The sequence below is a fragment of the Bacteroidota bacterium genome (assembly GCA_016711505.1).
Taxonomy (GTDB): Bacteria; Bacteroidota; Bacteroidia; order AKYH767-A; family 2013-40CM-41-45; genus JADKIH01.
In genome coordinates this window covers 452,186-469,609 of the sequence record JADJSV010000017.1, presented here as the reverse complement: position 1 = coordinate 469,609, position 17,424 = coordinate 452,186, and the positions used below count along the sequence as shown (strand labels likewise).

The 17,424-nt window shown below is 36.0% G+C and carries 14 protein-coding genes; 13 read left to right on the top strand and 1 reads right to left on the bottom strand.

The features are described from left to right. Positions 1-205 precede the first annotated feature (205 nt). Positions 206-637, top strand: a complete 432-nt coding sequence (locus IPL24_15595; GenBank protein MBK8365029.1) for a hypothetical protein — start codon at positions 206-208, stop codon at positions 635-637. Between the two features lie 76 nt (positions 638-713). Here the strand turns inward: IPL24_15595 and IPL24_15590 are convergent, their stop codons facing one another. Next, a complete protein-coding gene (locus IPL24_15590) occupies positions 714-1,553 on the bottom strand; it encodes a GNAT family N-acetyltransferase (protein MBK8365028.1) in 840 nt (279 codons plus the stop codon). Between the two features lie 101 nt (positions 1,554-1,654). On the opposite strand from IPL24_15590, the gene IPL24_15585 reads away from it, so the two are divergent. The 12 genes from IPL24_15585 (at position 1,655) to IPL24_15530 (ending at position 17,379) form a co-directional block, all read left to right on the top strand. Next, on the top strand, positions 1,655-2,596 hold the full coding sequence (locus tag IPL24_15585; protein ID MBK8365027.1) for a YafY family transcriptional regulator: 942 nt from the start codon (positions 1,655-1,657) through the stop codon (positions 2,594-2,596). Next, positions 2,596-3,081, top strand: a complete 486-nt coding sequence (locus IPL24_15580; protein MBK8365026.1) for a DUF1905 domain-containing protein — start codon at positions 2,596-2,598, stop codon at positions 3,079-3,081. Before IPL24_15585 ends, IPL24_15580 begins: the two co-directional genes overlap by 1 nt. 298 nt (positions 3,082-3,379) lie before the next feature. Next, entirely contained in the window at positions 3,380-3,652 is a 273-nt protein-coding gene (locus IPL24_15575) for a cytochrome c (protein ID MBK8365025.1), read from the top strand. Beyond that, the gene (locus tag IPL24_15570) at positions 3,649-5,028 is read left to right on the top strand and encodes a tyrosine phenol-lyase (GenBank protein MBK8365024.1); all 1,380 of its coding nucleotides are present in this window, start codon (positions 3,649-3,651) and stop codon (positions 5,026-5,028) included. Before IPL24_15575 ends, IPL24_15570 begins: the two co-directional genes overlap by 4 nt. Positions 5,029-5,030: 2 nt before the next feature. Then, a complete protein-coding gene (locus tag IPL24_15565) occupies positions 5,031-6,407 on the top strand; it encodes a tryptophanase (protein ID MBK8365023.1) in 1,377 nt (458 codons plus the stop codon). A gap of 30 nt (positions 6,408-6,437) precedes the next feature. Next, positions 6,438-7,808, top strand: coding sequence for a cbb3-type cytochrome c oxidase subunit I (locus IPL24_15560; GenBank protein ID MBK8365022.1), 1,371 nt, complete (start codon positions 6,438-6,440; stop codon positions 7,806-7,808). Between the two features lie 58 nt (positions 7,809-7,866). Next, positions 7,867-11,133 (top strand): vitamin B12-dependent ribonucleotide reductase, encoded by a 3,267-nt coding sequence (locus tag IPL24_15555; GenBank protein MBK8365021.1) that lies wholly within the window; start codon positions 7,867-7,869, stop codon positions 11,131-11,133. A 76-nt stretch (positions 11,134-11,209) separates the two neighbouring features. Beyond that, entirely contained in the window at positions 11,210-11,929 is a 720-nt protein-coding gene (locus IPL24_15550; protein MBK8365020.1) for a hypothetical protein, read from the top strand. A gap of 1 nt (position 11,930) precedes the next feature. Next, on the top strand, positions 11,931-12,989 hold the full coding sequence (locus IPL24_15545) for a cytochrome-c peroxidase (GenBank protein ID MBK8365019.1): 1,059 nt from the start codon (positions 11,931-11,933) through the stop codon (positions 12,987-12,989). Positions 12,990-13,266: 277 nt separating this feature from the next. Continuing rightward, a complete protein-coding gene (locus IPL24_15540; GenBank protein MBK8365018.1) occupies positions 13,267-15,072 on the top strand; it encodes a hypothetical protein in 1,806 nt (601 codons plus the stop codon). A gap of 49 nt (positions 15,073-15,121) precedes the next feature. Further along, the gene (locus IPL24_15535) at positions 15,122-15,616 is read left to right on the top strand and encodes a DinB family protein (protein MBK8365017.1); all 495 of its coding nucleotides are present in this window, start codon (positions 15,122-15,124) and stop codon (positions 15,614-15,616) included. Between the two features lie 452 nt (positions 15,617-16,068). Further along, positions 16,069-17,379, top strand: a complete 1,311-nt coding sequence (locus IPL24_15530) for a PAS domain S-box protein (GenBank protein MBK8365016.1) — start codon at positions 16,069-16,071, stop codon at positions 17,377-17,379. Positions 17,380-17,424 lie beyond the last annotated feature (45 nt).

Genomic DNA, 17,424 nt, shown 5'->3' with positions numbered 1-17,424 from the left:
AGAAAACATACAGGACTTTTATTTTCGCAAAGATCTCGCAGTCTCCCTTTTTCATTTGAAGCACTAAAATCTGCATTTCAGTTTCGCTTTTTTGCATCACATTCCAATTTAATTGTACAAATAAAACTAAGAACATTTCTTTGTTGTGTAATAATTAAATACACAAAGCAAACCTTTCACAATTAAATTAAATCCAACACAAAAAATGAAAACTCTTAAATTATTTATCACAGCGATTTTAATTGCAAGTTCTTTTGTAGCCTGTAAAAAAGACGACCCAATTACACCGTCTGGCACATCTGAGAAACCACTACCTGTAAACCCTGATAAAAGCATGAAGGGTACATGGGTTGGTAAGTATGGTTATGGAAATGATTCGCCGGATACTTATTATTGTTTTAAAATGGATGATGATGGAACATTGGAAGAATGGAATTCGCTGAATACTCAAAGTGGAGTTGGGACGTGGTCACTGAGCGGAACATTGTATACAGCCAGCACTCATTTTCTTCCTCCATACAATAGTATCTTTCTGCTAAGTTCTACACTGGATACAGCAACAATGCGGATCTCAGGAAATTGGGGATATAGTCCAAGCACGATTAATGGCGGAAAATTTTATCTGGTAAAGCAATAATGTTTTTCTGAAATGGAGTTGTAGTTTTCAGGATCAGGAGCAACAGCAATACGTTGTTCCTGATTTTTTATTCTGATCAAAATGATAATTGCATTTCTTCCTGCTGCAAATGCATTTTCAATCCTGCTGACGTTAAAAATGAATTAGTTTCAACATCGCCGGAATCGATGTTGTTAAGAGATACAGACTTACTTTTATTCAATGCATAGTATTGAAAAAGTTGTTTCCCTAGTCCGGTTTTTCTGAAATTCTTATCGATAGCAAATTGAAGGATCTTATTTAACTTAGGATTGCAGACAACATAACCTACAAGTTTATCATCGTTAAATATTCCGATCGTATCCAGTAAGGACCAGGAATTATTTATTGCAGTTACAGAATTTTGCCAGGAAGGAGCCCAGTTCCAGAATGTCTTGAGTAAATTCCAGTCAGGCTGATAGATGTGTTGCACATGTACAGAGGAATCAGTGCTGAAGTCGGCTATTGAACCTTTATAGCAGTTAAGAGTTCGGTTTTTTTTAAATCCGATTTTTGAGTAAGTATTAAATGCTTTATGATTATCAGAAATTACTTCAAGAAGAATTTTATTAATGCCGGCTTTCTTCAATATCGGAAGTGAATGATCATAAAGTTGTGATGTTAAGTTTTTGCCGCGCCTATCAGGAATAACTCCGGTCCCACCATTGTAAGCAATTTTTTCGCCATTCTGAATTTCAGTACCATGAAGAATAAATCCTACTAATTTATCACCATCAAAAGCTCCAAAAGATAATTTTCTTTGAATACTTTCAGCAATTATTTTATTCAACAATTGCTCTTTTGTCAAATGCATTGGAATAATATAATCAGAAAATGCTTCATTAAAAACATGAACCAGATCGGCGATCGATGTATTTTCAAGTGATTTGAATTGCATTCAGTTCTGGAATATTATTATCGATTACTAAAGTAGAAAATAAATTTAATAATTAGCCGGATACCGTTAAAACAAATTGACTATTTTCGTCGGCACAGAAAATGAATCGTTTCGACCGCATAACAGCAATACTTATTCAGTTACAGAGTAAGAAAGTAGTAACAGCACAGGAGATCTCTGACAGGTTTGGCGTAAGTTTGCGTACAACATACCGGGACATTCGTTCATTGGAGGAAGCCGGAGTTCCAATTGTAAGTGAAGCCGGAATCGGATATTCAATCATGGATGGGTATCGGTTACCGCCTGTAATTTTTTCAAGAGACGAAGCACTTTCTTTTGTAACAGCAGAGAAATTGATGGACCGCTTTTCTGATCATACTTCAAAAAAGAATTTTCAATCGGCCTTATTTAAAGTAAAGGCAGTTCTCAGAAGCTCAGAAAAGGAATCGATTGCAAGAGTAGATGATAAGATTGCAATTTTACATAATTCAAGTATTCCTGATGACAAGAAGTCTCCGCTTATATTTGTAATGACAGGAATTGAAAGTCAATGTTGCATTTCTATTGAGTATCTCGCCAATCATTCACTGGAGAAATCTCAAAGACTGGTGGAACCCGTAGGAGTTTTTCATTCCGGACAGCATTGGCACATGATAGCTTTCTGCAGACTCAGAAAGGATTACAGAGATTTCCGGCTTGACAGGGTTCAGAATATTTCCAACACTTCTGAGAAATTTGAAAAGAACCACCCTGACCTTAAATCATTTCTCAATAAAATTACCAGAGAAAGAGAGATGACAGAAGTTGTTATTAATATTCAAAGAAGCAGTTACAGATTTATTGGTGATCAAAAATATTATAATGGATTTGTTTCGCAGATCGTGAAAGATGAAGTTGTACAAATGACATTTCTGGCAGAATCAGTTGATGGTTTTGCAAGATGGTTTATGATGATTGGCGACGTTGCTGAAATTGTGAAGCCTGCAATATTGAAAAAAAGAGTAGTAGCATTGGCAACTACTTTACTTAAGAGACTGGAGTAATGAAAAAGGAAAAGCCATTAGTGGACAAAAAATATATAATGCAGAGAATGTCTGGAAAAGGTGGTTGGTCTTACATTGAGATCAAAGAAATAAGTCCTGATCATAAAGCACATTTTGGAATGGTTCGGGTAAAAGGCAGTATTGATAGTTATGAGTTGAAACAATACAATCTGATGCCAATGGGAAATGGAAATTTATTTTTACCTGTGAAAGCCGAGATCAGAAAGAAAATAAAGAAAGAAGCCGGTGATCTTGTTCACGTCAAACTTTATTCCGATGCGAGTCCATTGGTAATTCCTCAGGAACTTATTGATTGTATGCAAGAGTATCCCGAAGCATTAAAATTTTATAACAAGTTAACCGAAAGTGAAAAGAAGCAATATCTGAATTGGGTCTATTCTGCTAAACATGAAGACACCAAAGCTGAAAGGATTGTAAAAATGATTGATAGGTTGATGCTAAGAAAGAAGTTTCACGAATTGTAATTTTTATGATTGAAAACATAAAGCATATTTTGTCATCTAAAACTCCTTCATTCTATCAATGATTTTCCTCATGACATATGCATCAATAAAGTCATGTAACTGACGTGAATTATTTATTTCATTTGCAATACCTCTTTCAGTATCATTATTGGTACAGTTAAGATCTGTTGAAAGAAAAAAGTAATTTTAAAATCGTTGTAGGATGAGGAAAGTTTATGTGTTCCTGTTTTTGTTTTTAGCTTTTTTTGTTTACTCGTTTTTTGTATATCTAGAGGGGACAAAAGTAGATGGAGTGAGTATGAGTACCGAAGCAGTTAGGGGAAAGTTGTTGTATCAGAAACATAATTGCACTGCGTGTCATCAGATATATGGCTTAGGAGGATATCTTGGCCCTGATCTTACAAAGGTAATTTCAAGTCGGGCGAAGAATGAATTGGTTATGAGTGCAATGTTAAGATCCGGTTCTCAACGAATGCCGAATTTTAATCTCAACGAAAATGAGATCATTGAGATAATTGCATATTTGAAGTATATCGATCAAGTCACAATTTTAAAATCTGAAGTTCAATGAGAGTTAAGAAATCCTGGGCAGAGCCCTACAAAATAAAAATGGTCGAGCTCTTGAAAATGACGACAAGAGTTGAAAGAGAGAAAGCACTTGAAGCGGCAGGTTTCAACACCTTTTTACTGCGATCGAAAGATGTTTACATTGATTTACTGACGGATAGTGGCACTTCAGCAATGAGCGACAAGCAATGGTCGGGTATGATGTTAGGTGATGAGTCATATGCAGGGAGTGAAAACTTCTATCATCTTGAAGAAGTCATCCAGAAGTATTATGGTTATAAGTATGTTGTTCCCACACATCAGGGTCGTGGTGCGGAGAATATAATTTCCAAGATCATGATTAAGCCCGGTGACATCATTCCCGGTAACATGTATTTTACAACAACACGATTGCATCAGGAAATGGCGGGTGGTTCTTTTATAGATATAATCATTGATGAAGCACATGATTCGCAAAGCACGCACCCTTTCAAAGGAAATGTAAATCTCAGGAAACTTGAACAGGTTATTAAGAAATACGGTGCTGAAAAGATTCCATATATTTCTATTGCTACATCGGTAAATATGGCGGGCGGGCAACCGATTTCGATGCAAAATCTGCGGGACTTAAGAAAGCTTACAAATAAATATAAGATTCGCATTATACATGACATGACTCGTGTATCCGAGAACGCATATTTTATTCAGATCAGGGAAAAGGGATATAAAAATATTCCGGTCAGAGCAATTGTAAAAGAGATCTGTTCGCTGACAGATGGTGCAACGATGAGTGCTAAAAAAGATGCACTGGTTAACATTGGTGGTTTTCTTGCACTCAATGATCGGTCGTTGTATGAAGAGGCCAGTAATATGGTTGTTATTTATGAAGGACTTCATACTTATGGTGGATTAGCGGGACGTGATATGGAAGCAATGGCTATTGGTATAACAGAATCAGTAGAAGATAATCATATTCGTGCAAGAGTTGGACAGGTAGAATATTTAGGTAACAAATTAATTAAAGCAAACATTCCAATTGTGAAACCAATTGGCGGACACGGAATATTTCTTGATGCAAAAAAGTTTCTTTCGCATCTCAGGCAGATTCAATTTCCGGCGCAGGCTCTCGCAGCTGAAATTTATCTGGATAGTGGAGTAAGAACAATGGAAAGAGGAATTGTTTCTGCAGGGAGAAATAAGGAAACCGGAGAAAATTATTTTCCGGAACTTGAACTTGTCAGACTAACAATTCCGCGCAGAGTTTATACACAGGCACACATGGATGTAGTTGCCGAATCAGTAATTTCTGTTTACAAACACAGAAAAAAAATAAAAGGTCTGGAGATGATTTATGAACCTAAGTATCTTCGTTTTTTCCAGGCTAAATTTAAACCGATCTGACCATGAATTTTAAAACGATCATTGAGCCTTTCAGGATTAAAACCGTCGAGCCCATAACAATGAGCACTGAAGAAGAAAGGAAAGAATTTTTGATAAAGGCAAATTATAATCCGTTCTTGCTGAAATCAGATCAGGTAATAATTGATTTTCTGACAGACAGTGGAACTTCTGCAATGAGTAGCAATCAATGGGCAGCATTGATGCGTGGCGATGAATCATATGCAGGTGCAAGAAGTTGGGACCGTTTTGAAAAACAAATTCTTGATCTGACCGGAATGACATACATTCTTCCTACACATCAGGGCCGGGCTGCTGAAAGAATTTTATATAGTCATATCGGAGGCAAAGGAAAATATTTTATCAGCAATACACATTTTGATACAACACGTGCGAATATAGAATACAGTGGGGCTATAGCTATTGATATCCCTGCACAAGAAGGCAAAGACTATAATTCAACATTTCCATTTAAAGGAAATATAGATCTTGAAAAGCTCCAGAACATAATCAATCTATATGGTGAAGTAAATATCGCTGCAGTTATATTGACAGTTACAAATAACAGTGGCGGTGGACAACCGGTTAGTATGCAAAATGCAAAAGAGGTTAGCCGAATTTGTAAGAAGCATGATATACTTTTTGTTCTGGATTGTTGCCGCATTGCAGAAAACAGTTATTTCATTCATGAAAAAGAACAGGGTTATAAAGAAGTTCCGTTTCGTGAAATAGCACAGGAAATGTTTTCGCTTGCTGATGCTGCAATCATGAGTGCAAAAAAAGATGGATTGGTAAATATGGGTGGCTTTCTGGCTTTAAGAAACAAAAGTTTGTCGGAAGCATGTACTCAGATGCTCATCATCACCGAAGGTTTCGCGACTTATGGTGGATTATCGGGTCGGGATATGGAAGCTATTGCTGTTGGTCTGGAAGAAGTTTTCGATCCTGATTATCTGAAATACAGAATTGTCAGCACGCAGTATCTTGGAGAAAAGATCAGAGAGAAAGGGGTTCCGATAATTTATCCTGTGGGTGGACATGCAGTTTATGTTGATGCAAAAAAACTTTACGATCATATACCTGCACATCATTATCCGGGTCAGGCTCTTGTTTGTGAATTGTATCAAGTAGGTGGAATTAGGACTGTTGAGATCGGGTCAGTAATGTTTGGCACCTATGACTCAGGCGGACATTTAATAGCGGCCCCAATGGAACTTGTAAGGCTTGCTATACCTCGTCGGGTTTATACACAATCACATATTGATTATGTAATAGAAGTCTTCGATGAAATTTTGAGAACCAAAGAAAAGGTTAAAGGCTTGCGGATCATCAAAGAGCCAAAATTTTTAAGACATTTCACATCACATTTTGAAAAGTTATAATACATAGAGTTTTAAGTTCTAAACAGACAAATGCATTCAGAAGCAGGTAATAGAGATCATATAAAAGTTGCACTGCTATTTATTGTGGCTTCCCTACTATCACTGATCATTGGTGTTTTTTTTGGAATGATTGGTGGGATGCAATACATACTTCCCGAGTTCCTGAAAGAGAACTTGTCATTTGAAAAAACAAGGCCACTTCATGTTACACTAGTTATAACATGGATTTTCACCGGTGGTGTCGGTGGTATTTATTATTATCTGCCGATTGTGGCAAATCGCAAATTATTTTCGATCAAGCTCGCCTATATTCACTTTTTTTTATTTATAGTTACTGGGCTTACGATTCTCATTTGTTATTTTAAAGGTGATTTCGGCGGAAGAGAATATCTTGAGTTTCCACCGGTGCTTGCAATACCAATGTTGTTGAGCTGGATTTTATTTGCAATAAATTTCATTAAAACTATTAAGTTCAATATAAGTGATTGGCCAATATACCAATGGATGTGGGCAACAGGAATTTTATTTTTTCTTATCACTTTTGTTGAATCCTATTTTTGGACACAACCATTTTTTCGTGACAATATTATAAGAGATGTAACTGTGCAGTGGAAAGCTAACGGCTCTATGGTAGGATCCTGGAATATGTTGGTGTATGGAACAGGTTTCTATGTAATGGAAAAAATAAGTGGTGATACAAAAACAACTATTGCACCTATAACATTTTTCTTTTATTTTCTTGGTTTGACTAATCTAATGTTTAATTGGGGCCATCATACTTATATTGTACCTGCTGCAAACTGGATAAAAAATGTAGCTTATATAATTAGTATGACAGAATTGTTGATTTTAGGTAGTATCATTTTAAACTGGCGAAAATCATTAAATACTGCAAAGAAGAATCTGTACAAGGTGCCTTACAAATTTATTGTTGCTGCAGACATATGGATATTCCTTAATCTGACCCTTGCTATTCTCATTTCTATTCCGGCGATTAACACTTATACTCATGGCACTCATGTTACTGTGGCACATGCAATGGGAGCAACTATTGGAATTAATACAATGATTCTTTTTGCATCGCTGTATTACATTTTGGAGAAACATATCGGAAAGATTGAAAATAAAAAAACGCGATTCGGATTTATACTGGTCAACCTTGCACTAATAATATTTTGGATGACACTTATCATATCGGGCATAACAAAAGCTATCTTAAATGAGAAGGGAGTAGCATTTCAATCAATGATGTTACAACTTCAACAATTATTTAAGTTGTTTAATATCGCAGGATTAGCAGTTCTTATCGGTATAATTTTAATTTCAATTCCATTGCTGGTAAAATTTTACAAAATTATTTTATCAACAGATGAATTGTTATCTAATAAAAGTAAATTATGATTTGACTCATCTTTGCGTGAAGTAATGATGATGAATATTGCAGAATATAAATTACTTTATGAAAAATAATTCAAATAAAAAATCCGAAAAAAAATCTAAAAGTCAAGGTTTAAAATTCAAACGATTTTATACGAAAGACAATTTGAGTGCTTTTGATCAGTTTGAATATGAGAAGCGGACCAGTGTTATCCGGAACCCTGATGGGAATACGGTTTTTGAAATGAAGAATGTTGAAGTGCCAATTAAATGGTCGCAAGTAGCAACAGACATCTTAGCGCAAAAGTATTTTCGAAAAACCGGCGTGCCACAGGTTGATGGAAGCCTTGGCAGTGAGAATTCTATCAAGCAAGTTGTACATCGACTGGCAAACTGTTGGATGGAATGGGGAGTTAAATATAATTACTTTGCCGGTAAAAACGATGCTGCGATATTTTATGATGAAATTATATTTATGTTACTCGCACAATATGCAGCACCAAATTCTCCCCAGTGGTTTAATACGGGATTGTTTTCAACCTATGGCATAAAAGGAAATGGACAAGGCCACTGGTATGTTGATCATGAAACAGGTAAAATGGTTGAATCTGTTTCAGCTTATGAACGACCACAACCACATGCATGTTTTATACTTTCTGTAAATGATGATCTGGTTAATCCGGGCGGCATTATGGATTTGTGGACTCGGGAAGCCAGAATATTTAAGTATGGCAGTGGAGTAGGAACTAATTTTTCATCAGTCAGAGGTGAACGTGAAAAGCTTGCAGGTGGCGGATACTCTTCAGGGTTAATGTCGTTTTTAAAAATAGGTGACCGTGCAGCCGGAGCCATTAAGTCGGGAGGTACAACAAGGAGAGCAGCAAAGATGGTTTGTCTGGACCTTGACCATCCCGAAATAGAAGAGTTTATTGATTGGAAAGTTGAAGAAGAAAAAAAAGTAGCTGCATTAATAGCCGCCGGTTATTCGTCCGATTATGAAGGGGAAGCATATAAGACAGTGTCGGGGCAGAATTCAAATAATTCCATTCGGATTCCGAATTCATTTTTTAAAGCACTCAAAGAAAACGACAATTGGAATCTGACAGCGAGAACTGAGGGACATACAATTAAGTCTGTTCCGGCAAAAAAACTTTGGGATAAAATTGCACATGCAGCATGGAGCTGTGCAGATCCGGGTGTTCAGTTTGATACCACAATCAATGAATGGCATACATGTCCTGAAGGTGGTCGCATCCGTGGATCCAATCCATGTAGCGAGTATATGTTTCTTGATAATACTGCCTGCAATTTAGCGTCACTAAATTTACGGAAGTTTATAGACGAAGAGTCTTTACAATTTAACGTTGACTCTTTTCAACATGCTTGTCGCCTATGGACAGTTGTGTTAGAAATTTCTATTCTAATGGCTCAGTTTCCATCACAAGAAGTTGCGCAATTAACACATGATTACAGGACTTTAGGCCTCGGTTATGCAAATCTGGGATCCTTACTTATGATATCAGGAATACCTTATGATAGTAATGAAGCGAGAGCTGTTTCAGCTTCAATTACAGCAATCATGACCGGAACCGCTTATAAAACATCTGCTGAAATAGCTGGAGTACTTGGGGCATTCAATAAATACGCAGAGAATAGAAACCACATGTTACGTGTGATCCGCAATCACCGCTATGCTGCATATTATGCAAACGATGCATTTGAAGATCTGGAAGTTATTCCTAATGGAATAGATGCAAAATATTGTCCTGATTATTTATTGCGTGCAGCATGTAAGACATGGGATTCTGCATTGGAATGTGGAGAACAAAATGGATTCAGAAATGCTCAGGTAAGTGCAATTGCTCCAACCGGCACAATCGGATTGTTGATGGATTGTGATACTACAGGTGTTGAACCGGATTTTTCATTGGTAAAATTCAAAAAACTTTCCGGTGGCGGATATTTTAGAATTGTAAATGAAAGTGTACCGGCTGCACTGAAAAACCTTGGCTATAACAAACATGAAGTTAAGTCGATCATAAACTATGTAAATGGAAGGGCAACTTTCAAAGGTGCGCCCTATATAAATTATGAGACGTTAGCTTCAAAGGGATTTACCAGAGAAGAGGTAGAAATACTTAATGCGGCAGCGACTTCAGCATTTGATATTGCTTACATCTTTAATGTATGGACATTAGGCGAAGATTGCTTAAAGCGACTTGGTTTTACAAAGGAACGATATTCTGATTTGAATTTTATATTGTTGACAGAGTTAGGATTTACACCGGAGCAAATTGAAGAGACAAATCAATATGTGTGCGGAACTATGACTGTTGAAGGAGCTCCCTATTTGAAATCAGAACATCTCTCAGTTTTCGATTGCGCAAACCGGTGCGGAAAAACAGGGACAAGGTTCATTCATCCATCTGGGCATATACTAATGATGGCTTCGGTGCAGCCATTCATTTCTGGTGCAATTTCAAAGACAATCAATTTGCCAAATGAATCTACTGAAAAAGATATAGAGGATTGTTACATGAATGGGTGGAAATCCGGACTTAAAGCGGTTGCAATCTACAGGGATGGCAGTAAACTTTCACAACCTCTTTCATCAAAAAGCGATAAGAAAGAAAATGTTAATGTATATGATTCCAATGAAGTAGACAGAGAAAAATTAACGGCAGAAGATGTGCTCGAAGCAGCAAGAAGAATTATTCACCAGACAACAGATACAAAATTCAAAAGGCAATTGTCAAACATAGTTCACCGTAAGAAGTTACCTGAAAAACGTGGTGGCTTTACACAGAAAGCAAAGATCGGTGGACACACAATATTTGTAAGAACAGGGGAATATACGGATGGTACATTAGGAGAAATTTTTATTGATATGCACAAAGAAGGAGCATCTTTTAGATCTCTTTTAAATTGTTTTGCAATTTCTGTTTCTATTGGTTTGCAATATGGTGTTCCTCTGGATGAATTTGTAGAGAAATTTATATTTACGCGTTTGGAACCATCAGGAATGGTGGATCATACGAACATCAAAAACTCAACCTCAGTTGTAGATTATATATTTAGACTCCTTGCATTGGAGTATCTTGGAAGAGAAGATCTTGTTCAAGTTAAACCTTCAGAACACATTGATAAGACAATCTCGAAGGAAATAAAATCAAAAGTTACATTGAGAGCAGAAGATTTGAATTCAGAGTTACAACATAATCAAACACAACAATTCCTGGGAAGTATGATGGGTGATGCTCCATTGTGCGGAACATGCGGACATATTACCATTCGTAGCGGCTCGTGCTATAAATGTCTGAATTGCGGAACCAGTGTTGGGTGTAGTTGAGCATGATGAATGTCACTGAGCATCATCATAGGAATTCCGGAATGTTAGCTTTAAATTTCATATTAAGTAAAAAAAGATGAAGCAATTATTAATTATATTTATTTGGTTGACTTTAATGATTTCCTGCAAAAAGGAATCAATAACTGAACCAAGTAGTACCGGAACAATTAATCTATCCATTGGTTACGAAGCTGATGGTAATTCAATCCAATTGGATTCAATCATGTACCCTTTAGACTCGGGGTGTAGAATCAGTATTGAAACACTACATTATTATTTATCTGAAATTAAATTAATACGTTCAGATGGATTGGAAGTTCTGATAAAGAATTTTCAATATGTCAGTATCCGAAAACCCGAAACCAATGTGTTCTCTAGCGGATTGATTTTACAAGGAGAATATAAAGGAGTTAAATTTAATTTTGGCTTGGATTCGCTTCATAACATTCCAGATGGATTGCCAAATTCAACAGAAAACAATAATATGATCTGGCCTGTCCCAATGGGTGGTGGTTATCATTTCATGAAATTCGAGGGACATTTTACTGATAGTTCCGGTACTTTCGGGTATGCAATGCACCTTGGTAAAAACGAAAATCTTTTTACCATTCAGCTTGATACCAATTTTGTAATTGGTGATAATGCTTTAAATATTCCTTTGGTAATGAATCTCAATGAATGGTTCCGAAACCCATTCATCTATGATTTTAATATTGATGGTAATTATTCTATGGGAAGTAGTGCGGCAATGGCAAAATTAAAAGCAAACGGTGTTGATATATTTCACTTCCAATAAGATGAAAAAATTATTTGTAATTGCTGGTTTATTTTTACTTATGGCATTTCTCTCCTGTAAGAAAGAAATTGTAGAGGAAGTTGCTATTTATAAACCAACACCTTTTTCCTTAAAGGTTCCACTTCATTTTCCCATTCCATCTATTCCACCTGAGAATCCCATGACAGTTGAAGGAGTTGCTTTAGGAAAAAAGTTTTATTATGACCCAATATTATCCAGTAATGGATTGACATGTTCTTCTTGTCATCTTGCAAACAAGTCGTTTTCGAAACCCATGTTTATTTCTGCAAGCGGTGATTCTATAAGTATTCCACCTCATGTAAATCTTGCATGGAATCCGGATTACAATTGGAACGGTTCTGAACCTAAACTAGATCGATTGTGTATTGCAGACTTTGGCCCGGAATTTTTTGATACAGATATGAATCAATTGGTCCAGGATCTAAAAACCCATCCAAAATATCCGCAGATGATTTACAAAGCATTTGGAATCTCAAATGTTGAGGACTTGTCGCATGATGATTTGAAGCAGACAATTGTATATTCTATTAGTCAGTTCATGAGAAGTATGGTTTCTGCAAACTCTAAATTTGATAAATATTTTGATCATCAGGTGGGGTTTACAACGTCTGAGCAAAGCGGATATATTATTTTTATGACGGAGAAAGGCGATTGTTTCCACTGTCATGGAAATCCTTTGTTTACTTCAAATGATTTCAGAAACAATGGGCTTGAATGTTTGCCACAAGGCCAGGATCTAGGACGATATTTGATTTCCGGAAACATAAATGACAAAGGAAAGTTTAGTGTTCCCACACTACGCAACATTGAATTGACTGCGCCATATATGCATGATGGACGGTACCAGACTCTGGAAGAAGTTGTGGAATTTTATAATTCTGGCGTATGTATTTCTTCTCCTGGTATTGATCCTATCATGACGAAACCGGCAAAATTATACGGGTTGAATTTATGGCCTTGGGAGAAGGAGGATCTTGTGAATTTTCTAAAAACCCTTACAGATACATCGTTCATTAATAATCCTGATTACAGGCCTTAGTAAGAACATATATTCTGTACTGTAATTTTAAATTTACGTAGGAGTAAGTTGACGAAGTCGTTTGGACATTTGTAAATTGAATGATTTATATCAGTAAGTTTTCTATGTACTTATTATTATTTATTGTGTGCGAATTCATTGAATTTCGGCAGATGCTCACAGAATAATGCAAGAATAAGTTCCGCTTTTATAGCGAATCATATTGACTATGAGGGAGGTCATAATTATATCATTTCAATAAACCGACTTTTGTGAATTAAATATCAAAAAGAATTAAATGAGCTCCCAAAAAAATCACACTTTTCATATCCCTGTTATGGGTTTAGCATACACTATTGACACTCCTGTTAAAGTTGCGCATTACGGAATCTCTTCAGTCGTATCGATCATTGAAGATCAGTTGATCGAAAGTATGAGAGAGATCTATTGTAAAAATGAGAATGAAGAGTTTGTTGCAATTCCTGAAGGTGATATTGACCATAGGGCAAAAAGAGTGACAGCTTATTTAAACTTATTACAGAAGATTGTTGAAAAGAAAATCGAAGAAGTGCGTTCAGAATCTTTTGATGATGGTTATTCTATCAATAAGTATTTCGAGATGCTCCCTGGCGATTCTTCATTAAAGATATTGTATAAGGAAATGTTGATTTCAGATGATATTGTTAAGCATGAATTGCAAGAAAAGTTACGGAAAAATATTTCAGCCGGTTCAATCGATGTTAATATAATGACAAAGCTTGACAAATCGAATTATTCTAAAGAAGGAAACGAATTGCCGGTTGAATATTGTGATGCCATGTCAGCCCTGAGAGGTTTTGCAAATAGCAATCTTTCATCTTCAGTTGTCTTTTCTGCAGGAATGAATCCCCGTCTGTATAGTTATTGTGAAACTTTTAAGGATTTTTTTCCTGATCAATCTGGGATACAAAAGAAAAGGATAATTTTAAAGGTCAGTGATTTTAGATCAGCATTAATCCAAGGAAAGATTCTTGCGAAGAAAGGATTATGGGTCTCTGAATTTAGAATTGAATCAGGATTAAACTGTGGGGGACACGCTTTTGCAACAGATGGATTATTGCTTGGACCAATATTGGAAGAATTTAAATTGAAGAGAGTGGAGTTGATTGAAGAATTGTATTCTATCAGTAATTCTGCACTTATTGTGAAAGGAAAAGTAGGTTATGGTGATATTCCTGAAATGCGTATTACTGTTCAAGGTGGTATTGGGACTTTTCAAGAAGATAGATTTTTACGGGAATATTATTCTTTAGATGGAACCGGATGGGGAAGTCCTTTTTTACTAGTTCCTGAGGCGACGAATGTGGATGAAACTACTCTTAATCAATTAGCCCATGCAAAACAGGAAGATTATTATTTGAGTAATTCCTCACCATTAGGAATACCATTTAACAATTTTCGAAGGAGTTCGTCTGAAGTTCAAAGAAAGAAAAGAATTCAAAGTGGTCGACCTGGAAGTCCTTGTTACAAAAAATTCCTTGCAAGCAACACAGAATTTACTGCACAACCGATTTGCACGGCTTCACGGCAGTATCAAAATTTGAAGATAAGCCAGATAAAAAGCAAATTCATTTCAGAAAAGGAAAAAGATGAAGAGATTATTTTAGTTATGGAAAAGGATTGTTTGTGTGAAGGGCTTGGAGCCACAGCTTATTTAAAGAACGGACAAGTCACTCCTCATAAATTAAACGCCGTAACGATTTGTCCCGGGCCGAATCTTGCATTTTTCTCAGGAGTATATTCTTTGGATGAAATGGTTTCTCATATTTACGGACGTAAAAATATTCTGAATAGCATTTCTCGTCCGAACATGTTTGTCAATGAATTGAATTTATATGTTGACTATTTGAAGAATGAGATTTCGAAGAATTTTTCTACATGGACTGTTCGTCACCAAAAGCAGTTTCAATTGTTTAAGGAAAACCTCATAAATGGAATATCTTATTACAAATCAATATTATTAGATATGAAGCATGACCAATTAAATATGCTTGAAAGAATGCAGTCCGAACTTGAGTCTTCTGAAAAGAATCTTAGAAACATTAGTTTCCCAAAAACATGCTGACATACTGTTGTCATTAGTCTTCTGTTTCTTTGTCAAAAAACTAAAAACAATGACAACCTTTCTTCAATCATTCAAAAAAGAGCTCGAAAAAGAAGCTATTGGTACACGAAAAATGCTGGCACTGGTTCCGGCAGATAAGCTGGGCTGGAAGCCACATGCTAAGAGTATGAAATTGCAGGATCTTGCTATTCACATTGCTGATCTTCCGACATGGATCTCCCTTGGAGTGAATACTGATGAACTTGATTTCGCAAAAAGTCCATACAATCCTGCAGATTGTACAACCGGAGAAGAACTGGTTGCTTATTTCAACAAGAATGTAGCGCTGGCTTTGAAAGATCTGGAGAATGCAAAAGAAAGTGTATTGGATGAAAAGTGGACACTTCGAAACGGTGATATTGTTTACATGGAACAATCAAAACTTGACACTGTAAGGCATTCCTTTAGTCAGATTGTTCACCATAGAGCACAGCTAGGCGTATACTTGAGATTATTGGATATTCCGATTCCGGGAGTATATGGTCCAAGTGCCGATGAGCAATAATAAACGTGACAACATTTATTCGGAGTATTTTTAAGTTTTCAGTGTAAAAAAGTTTTTTGGGATTTTTCTAAGAATGTTACGAGATTTTTATTAATTTGCAATCATCAGAACTCTGAAGAAAGAAGTGAATTTCAAAAATGCCATTGATCTGAAAAGTCAATGGCATCTGTTATGCCCTTGATTAGAAAAGGCTGATGATTTAAATCAAGGTGCAAAATCGTTTAATGGGTTTAATGTACTTCTTAGCACCTTGAACGAGTTAAACAATTTAAACAATTTGATACGATCCGGGTTTTTATTTGAACCCTCTTGGTTTGAAATCCCACTAAGAACCTGAATCACTCGACATATTAGGAGCATTCTGCTATTTTTATCTGGCAGGATTTTTTGCGTACAGTTGAAAGGCGCTGTATGTTATTGAATTGAATTTTATTTTGAGAGTGAATTAATTAATGAAGGGAAAAGAAAAATATCTGCTGCTACTATTTCTTGCAATTTTAATTGCAGGAATTTCCATTTATACAAATCCAAATTGGAAAGAGCAGATCTTTATTATCGCAATAGTTATTCTGACTTCAGTTTTTGTATTGATAGATTTATTTTCAGTAAGAAAGAGAACAACACAGGATAGGGAGGCATTTGAAGCCGGAAAGATCAGACAAATGGCTGAGCAAATTGAAAAATACAAATACCTGGCTTCAATTGCAAAAAATATTCAGGACCCCATTATTAGTTCAGATAAAAATTACACCATCACTGAATGGAATCCGGCAGCAGAGAGGCTGTTTGGATGGAAGAGTGAAGAAGCAATTGGAAAAACTGCGATGGAGGTATTGAAGATAAAATTTCATACAGGTGGCAGAGAAGAAGCGCTTGCGGCATTTGAAAAGGAAGGCTTTTGGCAAGGTGAAGTTATTTATTATACGAAAGAAAATGTGCCACTTAATGTTTTGGTAACAGTATCACAAAACCTGAATGATAATTCGGAAGTTGTAGGAAATCTGGTATTAGTGAAAGATATTTCTTCTCTTAAAAAAGCAGAGATTGAATTGCAGGAATTAAACGCAAGTCTTGAAAGACTGGTTGAAGAACGAACCAATGAATTGAATAAAAGAGAACAGAGATTTAAATATATATTAGAGTATAATGATAGTTTGATCATTGTAATTGACAAAGACAGAAAAATGACTTATAGAAGTCCTTCAGCAGAACGTGTTACCGGCTGGACTGATGAAGATTCTGAACAAATAGATATTTTCCAACGCATACATCCTGACGACCTTGAGAAAGTAAATCAGGTTTTTAACCTGGCACTTGCAAATCCAGGAGCTCCTTTTAAAATAACGCTTAGGTCTAAACATAAAAACAACTCGTATATCTGGTTCGATGGAATTATTGTTAATTTATTTCATGAACCCAATGTCCAGGGAATGCTGACGAACTTCAAGGATATAACTGAAATAAAGGAAGCTGAGCAAGAATTGATAAAGAGTGAAAAAAGGTTTCAGGGTGTGGTACGAAATGCTGAAGATATTATTTCACTGATTGATGAAAAAGGAAAAGTAATTTATGTGAGCCCTGCATTTGAAAAAGCAACAGGATACACCGTAGATTACATGGTTGGAAAAATTTCAGTGAAATTATGCATCCTGAAAATATTTATGACTCAAAAAATATTTTCAGCGAACTATTGTTACATCCTGGAAAACTCTTTCACCGTCAAAATAGATTCAGACATAAAGACGGTCATCATTTCTGGGTAGAAGGAACAGTCATAAATTTATTGAATGACGAGAACGTGAAAGCAA

Excerpts from the sequence above, each read along its gene's own strand:
- IPL24_15595 (MBK8365029.1), top strand. The coding sequence starts at position 206 with ATGAAAACTCTTAAATTATTTATCACAGCGATTTTAATTGCAAGTTCT.
- IPL24_15590 (MBK8365028.1), bottom strand. The coding sequence starts at position 1,553 with ATGCAATTCAAATCACTTGAAAATACATCGATCGCCGATCTGGTTCAT.
- IPL24_15585 (MBK8365027.1), top strand. The coding sequence starts at position 1,655 with ATGAATCGTTTCGACCGCATAACAGCAATACTTATTCAGTTACAGAGT.
- IPL24_15580 (MBK8365026.1), top strand. The coding sequence starts at position 2,596 with ATGAAAAAGGAAAAGCCATTAGTGGACAAAAAATATATAATGCAGAGA.
- IPL24_15575 (MBK8365025.1), top strand. The coding sequence starts at position 3,380 with ATGAGTACCGAAGCAGTTAGGGGAAAGTTGTTGTATCAGAAACATAAT.
- IPL24_15570 (MBK8365024.1), top strand. The coding sequence starts at position 3,649 with ATGAGAGTTAAGAAATCCTGGGCAGAGCCCTACAAAATAAAAATGGTC.
- IPL24_15565 (MBK8365023.1), top strand. The coding sequence starts at position 5,031 with ATGAATTTTAAAACGATCATTGAGCCTTTCAGGATTAAAACCGTCGAG.
- IPL24_15560 (MBK8365022.1), top strand. The coding sequence starts at position 6,438 with ATGCATTCAGAAGCAGGTAATAGAGATCATATAAAAGTTGCACTGCTA.
- IPL24_15555 (MBK8365021.1), top strand. The coding sequence starts at position 7,867 with ATGAAAAATAATTCAAATAAAAAATCCGAAAAAAAATCTAAAAGTCAA.
- IPL24_15550 (MBK8365020.1), top strand. The coding sequence starts at position 11,210 with ATGAAGCAATTATTAATTATATTTATTTGGTTGACTTTAATGATTTCC.
- IPL24_15545 (MBK8365019.1), top strand. The coding sequence starts at position 11,931 with ATGAAAAAATTATTTGTAATTGCTGGTTTATTTTTACTTATGGCATTT.
- IPL24_15540 (MBK8365018.1), top strand. The coding sequence starts at position 13,267 with ATGAGCTCCCAAAAAAATCACACTTTTCATATCCCTGTTATGGGTTTA.
- IPL24_15535 (MBK8365017.1), top strand. The coding sequence starts at position 15,122 with ATGACAACCTTTCTTCAATCATTCAAAAAAGAGCTCGAAAAAGAAGCT.
- IPL24_15530 (MBK8365016.1), top strand. The coding sequence starts at position 16,069 with ATGAAGGGAAAAGAAAAATATCTGCTGCTACTATTTCTTGCAATTTTA.